Source organism: Mesosutterella porci, assembly GCF_022134585.1.
In the GTDB taxonomy this organism is placed as follows: Bacteria; Pseudomonadota; Gammaproteobacteria; order Burkholderiales; family Burkholderiaceae_F; genus Mesosutterella; species Mesosutterella porci.
Genome location: NZ_JAKNCT010000012.1, coordinates 1 through 14,169, shown reverse-complemented (window position 1 = coordinate 14,169; position 14,169 = coordinate 1). Strand labels below are relative to the sequence as shown.

At 56.3% G+C, this 14,169-nt stretch carries 22 protein-coding genes; all 22 read left to right on the top strand.

From position 1 onward, the window contains the following. Positions 1-15: 15 nt before the first annotated feature. Positions 16-1,167 (top strand): phage major capsid protein, encoded by a 1,152-nt coding sequence (locus MAF45_RS09525; protein ID WP_237980023.1) that lies wholly within the window; start codon positions 16-18, stop codon positions 1,165-1,167. Positions 1,168-1,232: 65 nt separating this feature from the next. Then, positions 1,233-1,424 (top strand): hypothetical protein, encoded by a 192-nt coding sequence (locus tag MAF45_RS09520; RefSeq protein WP_237980021.1) that lies wholly within the window; start codon positions 1,233-1,235, stop codon positions 1,422-1,424. After that, positions 1,424-1,780: a head-tail connector protein gene (locus MAF45_RS09515; RefSeq protein ID WP_022443406.1), complete on the top strand. Its 357-nt coding sequence runs from the start codon at positions 1,424-1,426 to the stop codon at positions 1,778-1,780. Before MAF45_RS09520 ends, MAF45_RS09515 begins: the two co-directional genes overlap by 1 nt. Before the next feature lie 3 nt (positions 1,781-1,783). Further along, positions 1,784-2,134 carry a phage head closure protein gene (locus MAF45_RS09510; protein ID WP_237980017.1) on the top strand — a complete coding sequence of 117 codons (351 nt, stop codon included), beginning with the start codon at positions 1,784-1,786 and terminating at the stop codon, positions 2,132-2,134. Next, a complete protein-coding gene (locus MAF45_RS09505; RefSeq protein WP_237980011.1) occupies positions 2,121-2,609 on the top strand; it encodes a hypothetical protein in 489 nt (162 codons plus the stop codon). Before MAF45_RS09510 ends, MAF45_RS09505 begins: the two co-directional genes overlap by 14 nt. Then, positions 2,606-3,172 (top strand): phage tail terminator protein, encoded by a 567-nt coding sequence (locus MAF45_RS09500; protein ID WP_237980008.1) that lies wholly within the window; start codon positions 2,606-2,608, stop codon positions 3,170-3,172. The genes MAF45_RS09505 and MAF45_RS09500 overlap by 4 nt, the downstream gene beginning before the upstream one ends. 9 nt (positions 3,173-3,181) lie before the next feature. Further along, a complete protein-coding gene (locus MAF45_RS09495; RefSeq protein WP_237980006.1) occupies positions 3,182-4,657 on the top strand; it encodes a phage tail sheath subtilisin-like domain-containing protein in 1,476 nt (491 codons plus the stop codon). A gap of 10 nt (positions 4,658-4,667) precedes the next feature. Beyond that, complete coding sequence (locus tag MAF45_RS09490) at positions 4,668-5,033, top strand: phage tail tube protein (RefSeq protein WP_237979997.1); 366 nt, start codon at positions 4,668-4,670, stop codon at positions 5,031-5,033. Then, positions 5,030-5,317 carry a phage tail assembly protein gene (locus MAF45_RS09485; RefSeq protein ID WP_237979995.1) on the top strand — a complete coding sequence of 96 codons (288 nt, stop codon included), beginning with the start codon at positions 5,030-5,032 and terminating at the stop codon, positions 5,315-5,317. Before MAF45_RS09490 ends, MAF45_RS09485 begins: the two co-directional genes overlap by 4 nt. Positions 5,318-5,452: 135 nt before the next feature. Continuing rightward, entirely contained in the window at positions 5,453-6,892 is a 1,440-nt protein-coding gene (locus MAF45_RS09480; protein WP_237979993.1) for a phage tail tape measure protein, read from the top strand. Positions 6,893-6,894: 2 nt separating this feature from the next. After that, positions 6,895-8,112: a DNA circularization protein gene (locus MAF45_RS09475; protein ID WP_237979986.1), complete on the top strand. Its 1,218-nt coding sequence runs from the start codon at positions 6,895-6,897 to the stop codon at positions 8,110-8,112. 5 nt (positions 8,113-8,117) lie between these two features. Beyond that, complete coding sequence (locus MAF45_RS09470) at positions 8,118-8,480, top strand: hypothetical protein (protein WP_237979985.1); 363 nt, start codon at positions 8,118-8,120, stop codon at positions 8,478-8,480. 59 nt (positions 8,481-8,539) lie between these two features. Then, positions 8,540-9,652 carry a phage baseplate assembly protein gene (locus tag MAF45_RS09465; protein WP_237979984.1) on the top strand — a complete coding sequence of 371 codons (1,113 nt, stop codon included), beginning with the start codon at positions 8,540-8,542 and terminating at the stop codon, positions 9,650-9,652. Continuing rightward, positions 9,649-10,182, top strand: a complete 534-nt coding sequence (locus MAF45_RS09460) for a phage baseplate assembly protein V (RefSeq protein ID WP_237979983.1) — start codon at positions 9,649-9,651, stop codon at positions 10,180-10,182. The genes MAF45_RS09465 and MAF45_RS09460 overlap by 4 nt, the downstream gene beginning before the upstream one ends. Before the next feature lie 7 nt (positions 10,183-10,189). Next, complete coding sequence (locus tag MAF45_RS09455; protein WP_237979973.1) at positions 10,190-10,342, top strand: hypothetical protein; 153 nt, start codon at positions 10,190-10,192, stop codon at positions 10,340-10,342. A 105-nt stretch (positions 10,343-10,447) separates the two neighbouring features. Continuing rightward, a complete protein-coding gene (locus MAF45_RS11350) occupies positions 10,448-10,573 on the top strand; it encodes a hypothetical protein (protein WP_283207074.1) in 126 nt (41 codons plus the stop codon). Beyond that, positions 10,570-10,986, top strand: a complete 417-nt coding sequence (locus MAF45_RS09450) for a phage GP46 family protein (RefSeq protein WP_237979970.1) — start codon at positions 10,570-10,572, stop codon at positions 10,984-10,986. Before MAF45_RS11350 ends, MAF45_RS09450 begins: the two co-directional genes overlap by 4 nt. Continuing rightward, the gene (locus tag MAF45_RS09445; protein WP_237979968.1) at positions 10,983-12,023 is read left to right on the top strand and encodes a baseplate J/gp47 family protein; all 1,041 of its coding nucleotides are present in this window, start codon (positions 10,983-10,985) and stop codon (positions 12,021-12,023) included. Before MAF45_RS09450 ends, MAF45_RS09445 begins: the two co-directional genes overlap by 4 nt. After that, entirely contained in the window at positions 12,014-12,637 is a 624-nt protein-coding gene (locus tag MAF45_RS09440; protein ID WP_237979966.1) for a YmfQ family protein, read from the top strand. The genes MAF45_RS09445 and MAF45_RS09440 overlap by 10 nt, the downstream gene beginning before the upstream one ends. After that, on the top strand, positions 12,637-13,404 hold the full coding sequence (locus MAF45_RS09435) for a phage tail protein (protein WP_237979964.1): 768 nt from the start codon (positions 12,637-12,639) through the stop codon (positions 13,402-13,404). The genes MAF45_RS09440 and MAF45_RS09435 overlap by 1 nt, the downstream gene beginning before the upstream one ends. Before the next feature lie 75 nt (positions 13,405-13,479). Beyond that, positions 13,480-13,653 (top strand): hypothetical protein, encoded by a 174-nt coding sequence (locus tag MAF45_RS09430; protein WP_237979962.1) that lies wholly within the window; start codon positions 13,480-13,482, stop codon positions 13,651-13,653. 113 nt (positions 13,654-13,766) lie between these two features. Further along, the coding region (locus MAF45_RS09425; RefSeq protein WP_237979959.1) for a hypothetical protein at positions 13,767-14,169 on the top strand (403 nt) is incomplete at its 3' end.

Genomic DNA, 14,169 nt, shown 5'->3' with positions numbered 1-14,169 from the left:
TCTCAAGGAAAAATCATGGAACTTAAGGAAATTTCTGACGCCCTCGACCGAATCGAAGGCAAAATGAACGATACCTCCGAGGCCAACAAGGCTGAGCTGAAGCGTCTTGGCGACGAACAGGTGAAGCTCTCCCGACAGCTGATCGAATTGCAGCAGAACGCCGTCAAGGCCGTCGCCCCCAAGGCCGAGGCGAAGAGCGTCGGAGCCCAGGTTGCCGAGTCCAATGCTGTGAAGGCCTTTGTCGAAGGCTCCGCCACCAAGGCTCGCATGGAACTGGCCGAGACCAAGGCCGATGCCGTCAATCCGATCCTCACCCCGACCGGCGGCGTGGTTCAGGCTTACCGCCGCCCCGGCGTTCTGGCCGGCGCTTTCCGCCCCTTCACGATCGAGGCCCTGTTCCCCAACATCCCGGTCGCTTCCAACGCGTATGAGTACGTGAAGGAAAAGGACGCCGGGTTTGTGAACGGCGCAGCCCCTGTGGCTGAAGGCGCTCAGAAGCCCTTTGGCTCGACCGGCTTCGAGCTCATCTCCGGCACTATTAAGACCGTTGCCCACCTCGCCCGCATTTCCAAGCAGCTGATGGAGGATGCTCCGGCTCTCGAAGCCTACATCAATCAGCGCGTCGTCTACGGCGTGGACCTTGCGGTTGAGGATCAGATCACGACCGGCGACGGCAAGGGCCAGAACCTCTCCGGCATTTTCACCACCGGGAACTACACCCCGCACGTCGCCAAGCTGGCTGATCTCGGCACGACCAACGCCACGCTGCTTGACCTGATTCTCTTCGCGAAGACCAAGATCGAACAGAACTACTTCCGCCCGAACGCGATTCTCATGAATCCGCTCAACTGGAGCAAGCTCCAGATGCTGAAGAACGGAAGCGCGGACTACTACCTCACTTCCCCTGCGTCTGTCGCCCAGCCGCAGCTGTGGGGCCTGCCGGTGGTGACCACTCAGGCCGTCGCCGTCGATACCTTCATGGTGGGCGACTTCTCGGCGGCCGGCACGGTCTGGACCCGCACCGGCATGACGGTCGAGCTCTTTGAGCAGGACAGCGACAACGTCGAGAAGAACCTGATCACGATCCGCGCCGAGCGTCGTCTGGGCTTCGGCATCGAACGCCCGGGTGCCCTCTGCGGCGGCGCTCTGACCGTTCCTTCGGCCTGATAGCCGCTAACTGACGCATGCGCCCCGGAGGCTTCCTGCTTTCGGGGCGTTTGCTTTATGAGCGTATGCAAAAAGAGATTCTTTTGAAGAAGGCCGCGCTGCTTCCGTCTGCCGGGCTTGTCAAAGCTGGTACGGTTGTCCGGGTATCCCGGGTCGTCGCCGATTCGCTGATAGCGTCCGGTGCGGCCGAAGAGCCCCCGGTCAAGGTTGAAACGAAGAAGGCGGCGCCCAGGCGCAGAGCGGTAAAGGCATCGTGATGTCAAACGAGACTGAGTTCACAGGAATTGATACAAGCACCGCGGAAAGCGGCGTCACGCTTGAAGAAGCGAAGCGTCATTTCCGCGTGGACCATTCGGAGGATGATTCTCTGATCGCCTCTCTTTGTCTTGCCTGCACCCAGATGGCCGAGCACGAGCTTCAGCACGGGATTATCACCAGGGACGGCGTCGAAGGTTATGCCACGGATCCCTCGGGGGTTCCGGCAGGCATCCGGGCGTGGATTCTGATCCAGGCGGCTCATTTTTACGAGCATCGGGAGGCCGCCCAGGCTGAAAACCTGATCGAGAACCCGTTCGTCGACCGGCTTTTGGACCCCTATCGCACATGGAGGTAGCTCATGAAACTGCCTCAAATTGGCGAGTTGCAGCGCCCTATTGACATCTACAGCCTGGACACGAGCCCTAAGGATGCCTCCGACAGCACGAACGACCTGGCGCTGAAGCTTCACGCCTGGGCGAAGGTGGAAGTGATCGGCGGCGTGAACTACTGGGGGTCTGTTCAGGCAGGCTATGACGTGACTCACCGCTTCATCGTCCGCTACACAAAGGGCACGCGGCCTCAGGACCTGACCCATGCGACAAAGATCCTCTACGAGGGGGCCTGGTATCTGGTGAAGCGCCTGACGGACATGAACGACGCCCACCGCTTTACCGCTTTGGAATGCGAGGCCCAGTATGGCGCTTCTTGATGTCGAGGTTCGCTTCCCGAAGGGCTTCAAGTACGCCGACTTTGATGTGAAGACACTAAAAAGCGGACTTCGGAAAGAGGGACGCGAGATCGCGCGAGTCGCAAAGAACCTTGTTCGCCAAAAGGGCGTTTCAAAGCCGGACGAATACCCGGGACGAGACACCGGCGTGCTGCAGAAGTCAATTAAGCCCAAGCCCTCGAGATCCGGGTTTTCTGCGGTGATCAAACCCTGGAAGACGGATCAGATGGGGAAGGACTTCTACCCGGCCTACGTCTATTACGGCCACAGGGGCCCAAGAACCCGAACCGCGGCCGACAACCGGCGCAGAAAGAAGTCTGTCGGCAAGAAGGTGGCTCAGCCCCGCAAGAATTTCATGGTGGACGCGACAAAGATTGTGGGCGAAGACCGCATCGAATCGAACCTTGCACGACTGATGGACAAGGCGCTGGCCGCGAAGGAGATCTCATTTAAATGAAGCTTGCACCGATCATCGAATGCCTTCGCGAGAACTGCCCGTCCTTCGAGCGGCGCGTTTTCGGAGCTTATGCGTGGTTCAACATCGACGACAGCGTGAGCCCGGCGATGCCCTGCGCGTTCGTCCTTCCGTCCGGCGTGACTGCGGAGACGGCGACAACCTCGACCAAGTACCGCCAGCTGATCGAAAACCATTTTTCGATCAATATTTGCGTTTCGCTTACAAGCGACGACGCTCTGGGGAAAACCGGGCACGACTATCTCGAGGATCTGAAGGAAGAGGTTTTCAAGGCGGTACTGGGGCTTCCGCTCGGTTATCCGGAACAGACGAACAGGATCATCTATTTCGAGAGCCAGAGCGTGAATACGTCGGCCTGCAACCGCGCGAGGCTCGTTGAGACGCTCGATTTTGCCTACGGCGAGCTCCTGATGGGAAGCATAACCGCACAGCAGCGAATCATCGACGCACTGCCGATTCTGCAGTCTGTCAGGCTCAAAGCGAAGAATTTTTCCACTACGGACGAGGATGACAAACTCGTCACCGCTGAACTTTTAATCAAATAAGAGGCAACTATGTCGGTTTCCTTCTCAAACATCCCGTCCGGGATTCGGGTTCCGCTTTTTTATGCGGAGCTCGACAATTCTCAGGCTAATACGGCGACGAGCGTGCTGAAAACGCTGCTGATCGGCCAGATGACAAGCGGAAAGGCCACGGCCCTTAAGCCGCAGCTTGTGTCTTCCTCTGCCCAGGGCGAAGAACTTTTCGGCCACGGCTCCCAGCTCGCGCTGATGAACGCGATGTATCGCAAGAACGATACTTTCGGCGAGGTCTGGTGCATCCCGGTTGCCGATCCGACCGGAACCAAAGCTTCCGCTACGGCTACCGTTTCCGGCACTCCGACCGAAGCCGGGACGATCAACCTCTATATTGGAGCAGTGCGGGTGTCCGTCGCTGTTGCGGTGGATGATACGGCGACCGCCATTGCGTCTGCCATCGCTTCTGCTGTGACCGCCAATGTGGACCTTCCGGTGACTGCAGCCGCGGCCGCCGGGGTGGTGACCTTCAACGCGAAGAACGCGGGTCTTGTCGGCAACGACATCCAGCTCGCAGTGAACCGCCAGGGCTATGCGGCGGGTGAAGAGCTCCCCGAGGGCGTGAGCGTTGCGCTGACGGCCTTCTCGGGCGGAACCGGAACGCCGGATCTGTCTGGGGTGGTGGCCGCGATGGGCGAAGAGCAGTATGACGTGATTGCCTGCCCGTTTGCGGATGCGGCGAGCCTGACCACATTGGCGGAAGAGCTGAACGACAAATCCGGCAGATGGTCTCCGATGCGCCAGCTTTACGGGCACGTTTTCACGGTCAAGCGCGGCTCCGTTTCTGATCTTGTTTCCTTTGGAAAGAGCCGCAACAACCAGCACGAAACCGTCCTTGGCATCGAGTCCGCGGTGGCCTCCTCCTGCTCTGAAGTCCTCGGCGCATATGCCGCCCGGGCCGCGAGCGCTCTCAACAACGATCCCGCCCGTCCGCTTCAGACTCTGGAGCTGATTGGCGTGGCGGCGGCGCAGGCCGGCTCGAGGTTCAACCTCTCGGAGCGCCAGAGCCTCCTCACCTCGGGCATTGCGACCGAGTACACCCAGGGCGGCTACATGAGGATTGAGAGGGCGATCACGACCTATCAGACGAACGCCGTCGGCTCGCCCGACAACTCGTACCTGGATGACTGCACGCTCTTTACCCTCGCGTACATTCTGAGGGATCTGAAGACCGTCATCACGAGCAAATACCCGAGGCACAAGCTTGCCTCCGATGGCACGCACTTTGGTTCCGGGCAGGCTGTTGTCACGCCTTCGATCATCCGCGCCGAGCTCATCGCCGAGTACCAGAAGCTCGAGGAGAAGGCTCTTGTCGAGAATCTGGACGCTTTCAAGCAGAACCTCATTGTTGAGCGCAATGCAGACGATCCGAACCGGGTCGATGTGCTTTTGCCGCCTGACCTCGTGAACCAGCTGAGGATCTTCGCGGTTCTTGCTCAGTTCCGTCTGAATTAAGGAGTTTTAAATGGCTAACCAGAGAATTTCGGGAACCTGCTACATCACAGTGGATGGTGAGGAGCTCAACCTGAGCGGATCCCTCCAGATCCCTGTCAATAAGTACACGCGGCAGGCTGTGACGGCCTCGGGCCGGGTGATCGGCTATTCGGAAACGCCGGTTGTGCCGTCTATTTCTGGCAATTTCTACGTGGATGCTGATTTTCCGCTTGAGAAGCTGCGCACCGCGACCGACATGACGATCGTGGCAGAGCTTGCAAATGGCATGCGCTACACGCTCTCTGACGCTTTCCTTGCGGGCGACAATGCGAATTTCTCACCGGAGGATGGAACGGTTCAGCTTGTTTTCAACGGTGTGAGGGGTGACTGGTCATGAAGCCGGCCGAGGTGATTCTTAAGACCCCGGTGACCTACAAGGGGACGACATACGAAAAGCTCTCTTTTCGCGCTCCAACACTTGCGGACGCCAAAGCGCTCAAGATGGTGGGCGATGAGAAGACCAATGCCGAGGCCTTCGACCATGCCATGCAATACGCGCAGCGTCTTTGCACGACCATCAACGCCGAGGCCTTCGGGCAGGTGACGGTTGAAGACAGCATGGCCATCGCGAAGGCGATCACTCCTCTTTTTGGAATGCCGCCGGTGGGCGAAAGCGATTGACGTCGTCGAGGAATCGATCTTTCGAATGGCGAGGTTCTGGGGCATGTCGCCGGAGGAATTCGGCGGCATGACTCTTGAGCGCATCTGCCAGTACGTGGAAATGACGAACAAGATTCATTCCGAGGAGTGTGAGTGATGGCAGGGCAGGAATATTTGCTGCAGACGGTTCTTCAGCTGAGGGACAATTTGTCCGCTCCGCTGAAGGATGTCCGCAGGCGCATGAACGCGTTTGGAAGATCGATTCGCGAGCTCAATCGGGCTTCGATGGATCTGGCCGGTATGATTGCGAAGCCTTTCGCTGTTCTTGCCGGAGCTGGCGGCTTTTCCATTAAAGGTGCTGTTTCCTCGTATCTGGAACTGGCCGATGCGATTGACAAGGCTTCGATCCGGGCCGGCGTTTCGGTCGAAGCGCTGCAGAAGCTTCGATATGGCGCGCAGAATTCCGGAATGAGCGCCGAGGAGCTGGACGGGGCTCTCACGAAGCTCACATCCAACATGAGCAAGGCGGCCGCGGGACAGAACGACGAGCTTGTCGCTATGTTCCGTCATCTGGGCATCGCGCTTAAAGACAGCAACGGACACGTGCGAAGCGCGGCGGACGTGATGAACAATCTCGCCCAGGCGGTGAAGAACAACGAATCGCCTGCGGCGCGGATGCAGATTCTGACGGCCGCTTTTGGCGACAAGATGGCCGCAAGGCTGATCCCTCTTCTCAAGGACGGGGCCGAGGGGCTTCAGGCTTTTGGCAAGAGGGCTGAAGAGCTGGGCCTTGTCATGTCGGCCAAAGACGTCAAGGCGGCCAACGAGTTCGGGGATCAGCTCTCTGAGCTCCAGTCGGTCACGAAGACGATTTCGACCGCGATCGGATCAAGGCTACAGCCTGTGCTTCAGGGATTGATCGCCCCCATGGAAGAGACGATCGTCAAGTGCCGCGATCTGATCGCGACGAATATTCAGTACTTTGTCGAAGAGTTGACCAAGGAGCTGAAGGGTGTTGACTGGCAGGGGATGATCCAGGGGGCGTTTGATTCGGTTCGGGCTTTGACGGACTTTATCAGATCCATTGGCGGCGTTTCCACCATCCTGAAGGCTTTTGGTGTTCTGATCGGCATGGATCTTGTGATCAAGGTTGGGGCCTTCGTTAAATCAATCGCAGCGGTGATCGGCGCGCTGAGGCTTCTCGGGGTGGCAGCCATGACGAATCCTGTGGGACTGCTGCTCACGGCGCTGGGGGCCGGGATCGCGCTGGCTATCAAGTTCAAGGACACATGGATGCCGGTGCTTGACAGCTTCCTCGACAAACTGTCCGCCGTCGGCAGTTTCTTGAAGAGGCTTTTCGGGGAAACAGAAGAGCTGTCGAGCCAGGGAAGCAAGCTCTCCGACAGCTACGACAGGCTTCCGGCGGGGTTCAGGGGTGTGGACGAAGGCGTGGTGGCGGGCAACGGCAGAGTGACAGCCCAAAGCGAAGTGCGCCTTCGTATCCAGACGGACAAGGGAACCACGGTTAGGACAGAGGGCGTTCGGTCGAACGGTCCAGTATCGCTCACAACCGACTACAGCTATGGAATTGATTGAACATGCCGACGTTTGAAGAAAAACTCTGGCCCGCATCTTTTAGGGGCGTGCCCTTCTCCGTCACGGACAGCAGCCTGACGATTGGAAGAAGAGTGCATGTCTTCGAGTATCCCCAGAGGGACAAGCCTTTTGTAGAGGACCTCGGGAAAAGCGCTCGAGAAATCACGCTGACGGCTGTTTTTGCGGGACCGGAGTACATCACCGGCATGAACCGCCTGCTTGAAGCAATGGAGCAGGAGGGGGCCGGCGTACTCGTACACCCGATGCTGGGCAGTATGACGGTGACGCCGAAGGCGACGACCAAGGTCACGTATTCGACGACAAAACTTGGGTTTTCGTCCGCCGAGCTCGTTTTCGTCGAGTCCGGTGATTATGTTTTTCCGACTTCGTCGACCGACACTGCTGCGGCAAGCGCTTCGGCGTCTGAAACTCTGAAGCAGAGCGCCCTGGACGCATTTCTAGATAAGTTTGATCTTTCCGGCGCCCAGGATTTCGTGAAAGCTGCCGTCACGGGGAATCTTTCGAAGTTCTTTGAGCTCAGCGACTATAAAGAGCTCTGCCGGCTGTTTTCCGTGTCCGACGAGATGTCGGAGCTGTCGGCCAAGGCAATTTCCCTTGTGAGCAGCGATGTCGAGGTGTTTGCGAAGACCGTCGCCGACTCCTTCGGGTATTCGAGGCTGGCTTACAGCGTCAACAACTGGAGGCGTGTGACGAGGCTCTTAAGTCGCCTGGTGAAATCGGACGGCATGAACAACGATTACCAGACGGGGCAGGTTTCAGATGAAGAGGCGAGAACGACAGCTCAGTCTTCGGCCGTCCAGTCTCTTGCTCGTCAGACGCTGCTTGCTGAAGCCGTTTCGGCATCGGCCAAGGTCGGCGGCGATGAGGATACGGCGGAGGGCGGCATAGCCTACGAGGACATGATCGCTGTTCGCGACCAGGTTCTCGCCGCGCTTGATGCCGAGATGTTGGAGACTGAAAGCGATGATGTTTATCTTGCGCTCGAAAATGCTCGCGCTGCAGTATCGGACGACATGACGACCCGGGCTCAAGACTCCGCGCGGTTAATAACTGTTACACCTCCGGAAGTGCAGCCGGCCCTTGTGGTTGCCTATAATTTTTATGAGGATGCCGCCAGGGAGAAAGAGATTATCGACCGCAACGGCATCCGGCACGGCGGGTTTGTTCCCGCCAGGGAGCTGAAGCTTTTGAGCAGGTGACTGCCATGAAAAAGATCCTTGCTGTTGCTGCGGTGCTTGGGGTGCTCTTAAGCGCGAACGCGTTTGCCGAACAGGAGATAATTCATCGCTGGGTAGATCCTGACGGATCTAAGAATTTCAGCGTTGAATATCTTCCGGATCCGCCGAGCAAAACAATAAAGCACATTGTTATTGATTCGAAGTCCCTGGAAAAGGTAAAAGCAGATGAGGCGGCAAGGAAGGCGAAGGACGAACAGGATCGACTGGCAAGAGAAAACTACTTTCACGACAACGGTTGGTCGGGAAGATATAAGGAATACGTAAATCCCGTTACTAAGCAGCGGATTCTCGTGGATCCGGAAACGCGGAACATCAAGCTTCCAGAATAAATAAGCGGGACAATCAACCCCAAGGGCGCTCAGAGAAATCCGGGCGCTTTTTTTTTTTTATGACTCCTGAAAACGAAGTAACCCTGTATGTCAACGGGGAAAAGTATCTTGGCTGGACATCTGTTCAGATTGAGGTGAGCGTTAATTCGTTAGTGCGGGCGTGCCAACTGGGAGCGGCGAGAACTTCAAACAGAGCCAGTCTTTGCGAAGGCATAGAAGAGGGACTTGAGGCTGTTGTCAAAATAGGGTCCGATACGCTGTTAACAGGTTTTATTGTCAACAAGACCATTAGCTATACGCACGAAAGATCGGACATTCAGATAACGATTAAAAGCAAGACGGTAGATTTGGATGAATGCATGATCCCTCCTGGGAAACCGCATCAATGGAAAAGGGCGACGGTTTCCTCAGTAATAAAAACGATCGCTGGATATTACGGAATTGAAGTGGTGGACAACGGCCTTGCCAAAAATGTCAGGGCAATTGATTTTTCCACCCACGAAACTATTGGCAGCGGAATCACAAAACTGCTGAAGGATGACAGCCTGCTTATAAATGACGACGAGTTTGGCAACTTGGTTGTTTGTGGCAAGACTCAAAACGGAGAGGCGCATGATCAGCTTATATATGGCCAAAACATTTTGACCGGGTCCAGAGCGCACGATATATCCAAGGTTTTTAAAACCTATGTCGTTATCGGGCAGGGAACGGATCCAGAAAGCAAGAACAGCAAACCGGCGAACTCAATTTCAGAGCAGGCTGAAAACTCCGATTTTCCAAGAAACAGGGTTTCCGTTACCGAACAGTCCGGCAACAGAACTCGAAAAGAACTCAAGTCCAGAGCCGAGCACCTGATGGCCAATTCCATTGGGAACGCTGATGTTTTGACCTATCAGGTGCAGGGGTGGAGGCAGAGCAACGGGGATCTATGGAAACAGAACATGAAGGTTCGGATTAAAGATCCGATGCTCGGCATAAACCAGAGGCTGTTGGTTTCGAAGATTACTTACAGGCTCGATAAAGACGGTTCAACCACAACAATGACACTAAAAGATCCGTCTGCTTTTACCGTCACTGATCTTCCTGATGTCGACAAAGGCAAGAAGACCGTGGCGAAGAAGGTCCAAAAAGGTACGACATTCTTAGCCAAAGCGGGGTCCGGACGATTATGAGCAGCGGTTTGATTGATCTGATTACAAGAGGCGTTCTGATGGCGAAGAACGCTGCCCGGAAGATGCGGACGGTGCAGGTGCAGCTCTTCGCCGATGACCTGAGGGACGATGTCGAGCATTTTGAGCCGTATGGATTCACCTCTGAGGCCAAGACAGGCGCCGAGGTGCTTGCCGCATCCCTTGCCGGAGACAGAGAGCACACGATCGCATTCTGCATCACCGACCGACGCTACCGCCCCACGGGGCTCAAGGACGGCGAAGTTTGCGTTTTCGATGATCTGGGGCGAAAGGTTTACTTCTCCCGATCCGGGATCGTTGTCGAGGGCAAGGATTCGCCGGTGACAGTAAAGAGTTCTGGTTCTGTGACGATTGACGCTCCTGAGACCACAGTCACGGGAAAGCTGATCGTGAATGGGGACATTCAGGGCAAGGCCCAGATTTACGACTCGAAGGGCCGGATGCAGAGTATCAGGGGCACCTACAACGGACATACGCATAACGGCGGCGTTAGCCCGGATCAAAAGATGTGAGGTGAAGATGATTGATTACGACAAACTGGCAGAAGATGAAGCGCAAAGACTTTTTATGAAGATTTTTGCCAAAGGCTTTGTGGCTGGTGGCGTGACGGTATTCATCTTTGCTGTTCTGCTTGTAGGCGTGATTTTTTGCGTTTCTTATTTCATGCGGTAAATCTGCGCTCTTTACCGCCGAGGAAAAGTAAAACCCAGTCAGACGGGCATCTGGCTGGGCTTTTTTATGACCTCAATCGTATTGAGGACACTGGAAATTATAGCAATGGTGATCATGAAACTTCTCGCCCCGGACCAAAAGCTTCGGCTGTGGGGAAGGGTTCTTCCGTGGGCCGTTATCGCCTGCCTGGTGATGGTCGCCGCGTCCTTTTCGTGGAGCTTGGTCAAATGATTCTGATGCTCAACGGCGTTGAGTCGACTTTGTCCGATTTTTGTGACGATGAGTTAAGACGGGCTGTGTACAACAGCCTTTTTTCATGGGCGCGGGCTTCGGATTCAGACGAGCTCCCAGGGGACTCGAAACAGGGATGGTGGGGGGATACCTACGCGGATGACCCCGGCGACCAGTTTGGGTCGAAGCTTTGGCTGCTGTCTCGAGCGAAGGTGACACAGGAGACGCTGCTTAAAGCTCAAGACTACGCCGCGGCGGCGCTGCAGTGGATGATCGATGACGGCATTGCCAAAGGCGTAGACGTTTCCGCAGAACGGGGAGGTGCCGACCAGCTGAATCTAACGGTAACGATTCAGAAACCGAGTGGCGCAGACCTGATCGGCATGAGGTTTCAAGACATTTGGAGCGAATGATGGCATTTGTTAGACCAACACTGCGGGAGCTGATTTCCCGCATAAGCTCGGGAATCCAGTCGCGCCTGAGCGTTCCGCAGGTGCGCAGAAGCAATGCGACCGTTTACAGCCGGGTGCTGGCAGGAGCGAGCCATGAGCTGCACGGCTTCATTGAGTACGTCTCCAAACAGATTTTCGTCGACACGGCAGACTCCGAGCATCTCGACCGCCATGCTTCAATCTTCGGGATCACAAGAAAGGCCGCCTCGAAAGCCTCTGGAACGGTGAAATTCAGCTTTCAGGACGGCGTTGTGAACGTACCTGTAGGGACAATTCTGCAGGGCGGAGACGAGCAGCAGTTCCAGGTGACGGTCGCTCCGGATGCGGAGGGGGTTTCCTCTGTTGAGGCCCTAGTAGCGGGAGAAGCTGGCAACATCGAATCCGGCGATACGCTCACGCTGATCTCGCCAATCGAAGGTGTTTTTTCCGAGGCTGAGTCTCGAGGTATTGCGGGAGGAGCTGATGCGGAGGACGACGAAAGCCTGCGGGCCCGTGTTCTTGCACGGCAGCGGGAAACGCCGCATGGAGGTACTTCGTCTGATTATGTCCAGTGGGCCCTGGCTGTACCGGGTGTGACAAGAGCCTGGTGCTATCCGCTCGAAAACGGAGACGGAACGGTTGTTGTGAGGTTTGTCTGCGACGATCTGGCAGACATTTCCCCGACGTCCGAAATGGTGAAGCAGGTTCAGTCCTATATCGATTCAAAACGCCCGGTAACGGCTGACGTAACCGTCATGGGTCCGACGCTCAAGGCGGTCAATATCGAAATCAGTACGCTCACCCCGGACACTTCTGATGTCAGGGCGGCGGTTGAGGCCGAGCTTAAGGACCTGTTCATGAAGGAGAGCGAACCCTCGAGGAGCATCTATCTTTCGCACATAAGAGCGGCCATTTCGGCCGCGGCGGGTGAGGTTGACCATGTCCTCGTGTCTCCGACTTCCAACCCGACAGCGGGAACAAATGAGCTTCTCACGCTGGGGACGATCACATGGAACTGACGACACAGGAAGAGTACTCCCGGATGCTGAAGCAGCTGCTTCCGCCGGGGCCTGCGTGGCCGAGGGGTGATGCCGCATCCCTCATGGGGATGATGATCGAAGTTTGGGCGGAGGAATTCAGTCGCATCGATTCAAGAGTACGGGCGCTGATGCGGGAGGCCGACCCTCGCTTTGCTGTGGAAACTTTCGAAGACTGGCTGGACGACTGGGGATTGCCTGACGACTGCATTCGAGCCTGGTCCAGTGCCAATCAGACGACGCTGCGCACACTGCTCATGTACAAGATCAAGAACATCGGCAGGCAGGACAGGGCCTATTTCTTTGAGCTGGCCGAAATGTTTGGGTATCGAATCGTCATTGATGAGTTCCGCCAGCACTCCGTTCAGTCAACCTCAATGGATGCGGTCTGCGGCGAGAACTGGAGGCACGTCTGGCGAGTTGACGTGATGACCGGAGCCGGGTCTGTCATGGGGTATCACAACACGCTGGGACCGGTAAACGAGGCGCTTGCGTGGTGGGGCGACAGGCTCATTGAATGCCTGATCAAGCGCTACAAGCCGGCGCATACCGACCTCTATTTCGGCTACTACAGTTTTGAAGGAGACAATGCGTAATGGACAGGATCTTTCTTTCCGGAGCCGTGCAGAACGAGCCCAATATTCCCGATGATGTTGACCCGGGATATCCGACAGACGGATCGTCCGGTGGCGGCATAGCGTCAACCGTACCCGGGGCCATCTGGTACAACGCGGTCATGATGGAGCTGATCAACGCCATCAAGGGAGGCGGCATCACACCGGACCGGCACGACAATGCCCAGCTCGACGCAGCTATCAAAGCCCAAATCAAGACCGTGAACCAGGCTCTGTCAGACGCTGTTGCCCAGATCCAGGCAAAAGTTGCTCAAGTTGAAGTGGTCCCGCCCGGAGCAATCATGTTCTTCCCGACTTCTTCTTCTCCGAACGCAAACTGGCTTGTATGCAACGGCCAGGCGGTGAGCCGTTCGGCCTACGCGAACCTGTTCTCTGTGATCGGGACCAAATATGGCTCGGGTAACGGGAGCACGACATTCAATCTGCCATATCTGATCGACAAGACGGTGTGGGGCGGGCAGAGCAATGTAGGCGAGCAGAGAAGCGCGGGGCTTCCAAACATAACTGGCGGCATCAAGGTCGCGGTTGACTCCGGCGGCGAACGCAATGCATGGGGCGCGGCTTATTACGGCGGAGCATACGACCCGAATTTCAGGCATATGAACGAGGGATATCACGAGTGGGGCAATGAAATCGTGTTCGATGCCTCTCGCTCCAACGGAATTTATGGACGGTCAGGCACAGTGCAGCCTCCGGCTCTCGTTTTGCTCCCCTGCATTCATATTTAGGCTTTTATTAGAAAGATAAGCCCCGCCCAGACGGCCATCTGAGCGGGGCTTTTTATATGGAAATCGAGACTTTCCATGAATGAAATTATACCCGTGCTGGCGGCACTTTTGCCGCTGAGAGAGGCCATGATGAAGCCAGACAAGGAACTTCCTGCTTATCTGCGAGTGCTGCGTTGGGGAGTGACGATCTTTGTTCTCGCTTACGGGATCCTGATTATTGCCGAGAAGATGAAAAGCATTTTCTTTTAGAGGTAAAGATGAAGAGACTTTATTACTCAGACGCATCTGATACACCGCCAACGCCTCCCAAGAATCCGATCACAAATCAGTATCCGCAGGATGGAAATCGAGCGAAAAAGCAGATGCCGACAGTGATCGGGGCATACTGGTACCACATGATCACCGAGGAATTCATGGCGGTGATCGAGCAGGCCGGGTTGGAGCCGTCGCTTACAAACCTGCATCAGCTGGCTGATGTGTTTGCCGACTTCAAGACGCGGGCCGCAGGGGCTGAAGCTTATAAAGAAGCGGCTGAAGCGGCCGCGACTCGAGCTGAAACGGCGGCTACTGGCGTTGTGACGGAAACAGCCTCGAAGATTCAGGAGATCGACGCCGAGGGCGACAAGCAGGTTAAGGCTGTTCAGGACGCCGGGTCGACTGTTTCGTCTGACATCGAAGCGGGGAAAACCGCCCTGCAGAGCAAGCTCACGGAGCTTATTGCACAGCTGGATGCAGAGGGAGGAACCGAGGCCGCGTACGTGAAGC

Coding starts and splice junctions, on each gene's coding strand:
- MAF45_RS09480 (WP_237979993.1), top strand. CDS start 5,453: ATGGCAGGGCAGGAATATTTGCTGCAGACGGTTCTTCAGCTGAGGGAC.
- MAF45_RS09445 (WP_237979968.1), top strand. CDS start 10,983: ATGATGGCATTTGTTAGACCAACACTGCGGGAGCTGATTTCCCGCATA.
- MAF45_RS09455 (WP_237979973.1), top strand. CDS start 10,190: ATGATTGATTACGACAAACTGGCAGAAGATGAAGCGCAAAGACTTTTT.
- MAF45_RS11350 (WP_283207074.1), top strand. CDS start 10,448: ATGGTGATCATGAAACTTCTCGCCCCGGACCAAAAGCTTCGGCTGTGG.
- MAF45_RS09430 (WP_237979962.1), top strand. CDS start 13,480: ATGAATGAAATTATACCCGTGCTGGCGGCACTTTTGCCGCTGAGAGAG.
- MAF45_RS09520 (WP_237980021.1), top strand. CDS start 1,233: ATGCAAAAAGAGATTCTTTTGAAGAAGGCCGCGCTGCTTCCGTCTGCC.
- MAF45_RS09450 (WP_237979970.1), top strand. CDS start 10,570: ATGATTCTGATGCTCAACGGCGTTGAGTCGACTTTGTCCGATTTTTGT.
- MAF45_RS09515 (WP_022443406.1), top strand. CDS start 1,424: ATGTCAAACGAGACTGAGTTCACAGGAATTGATACAAGCACCGCGGAA.
- MAF45_RS09500 (WP_237980008.1), top strand. CDS start 2,606: ATGAAGCTTGCACCGATCATCGAATGCCTTCGCGAGAACTGCCCGTCC.
- MAF45_RS09435 (WP_237979964.1), top strand. CDS start 12,637: ATGGACAGGATCTTTCTTTCCGGAGCCGTGCAGAACGAGCCCAATATT.
- MAF45_RS09440 (WP_237979966.1), top strand. CDS start 12,014: ATGGAACTGACGACACAGGAAGAGTACTCCCGGATGCTGAAGCAGCTG.
- MAF45_RS09495 (WP_237980006.1), top strand. CDS start 3,182: ATGTCGGTTTCCTTCTCAAACATCCCGTCCGGGATTCGGGTTCCGCTT.
- MAF45_RS09465 (WP_237979984.1), top strand. CDS start 8,540: ATGACTCCTGAAAACGAAGTAACCCTGTATGTCAACGGGGAAAAGTAT.
- MAF45_RS09470 (WP_237979985.1), top strand. CDS start 8,118: ATGAAAAAGATCCTTGCTGTTGCTGCGGTGCTTGGGGTGCTCTTAAGC.
- MAF45_RS09490 (WP_237979997.1), top strand. CDS start 4,668: ATGGCTAACCAGAGAATTTCGGGAACCTGCTACATCACAGTGGATGGT.
- MAF45_RS09485 (WP_237979995.1), top strand. CDS start 5,030: ATGAAGCCGGCCGAGGTGATTCTTAAGACCCCGGTGACCTACAAGGGG.
- MAF45_RS09525 (WP_237980023.1), top strand. CDS start 16: ATGGAACTTAAGGAAATTTCTGACGCCCTCGACCGAATCGAAGGCAAA.
- MAF45_RS09510 (WP_237980017.1), top strand. CDS start 1,784: ATGAAACTGCCTCAAATTGGCGAGTTGCAGCGCCCTATTGACATCTAC.
- MAF45_RS09505 (WP_237980011.1), top strand. CDS start 2,121: ATGGCGCTTCTTGATGTCGAGGTTCGCTTCCCGAAGGGCTTCAAGTAC.
- MAF45_RS09475 (WP_237979986.1), top strand. CDS start 6,895: ATGCCGACGTTTGAAGAAAAACTCTGGCCCGCATCTTTTAGGGGCGTG.
- MAF45_RS09460 (WP_237979983.1), top strand. CDS start 9,649: ATGAGCAGCGGTTTGATTGATCTGATTACAAGAGGCGTTCTGATGGCG.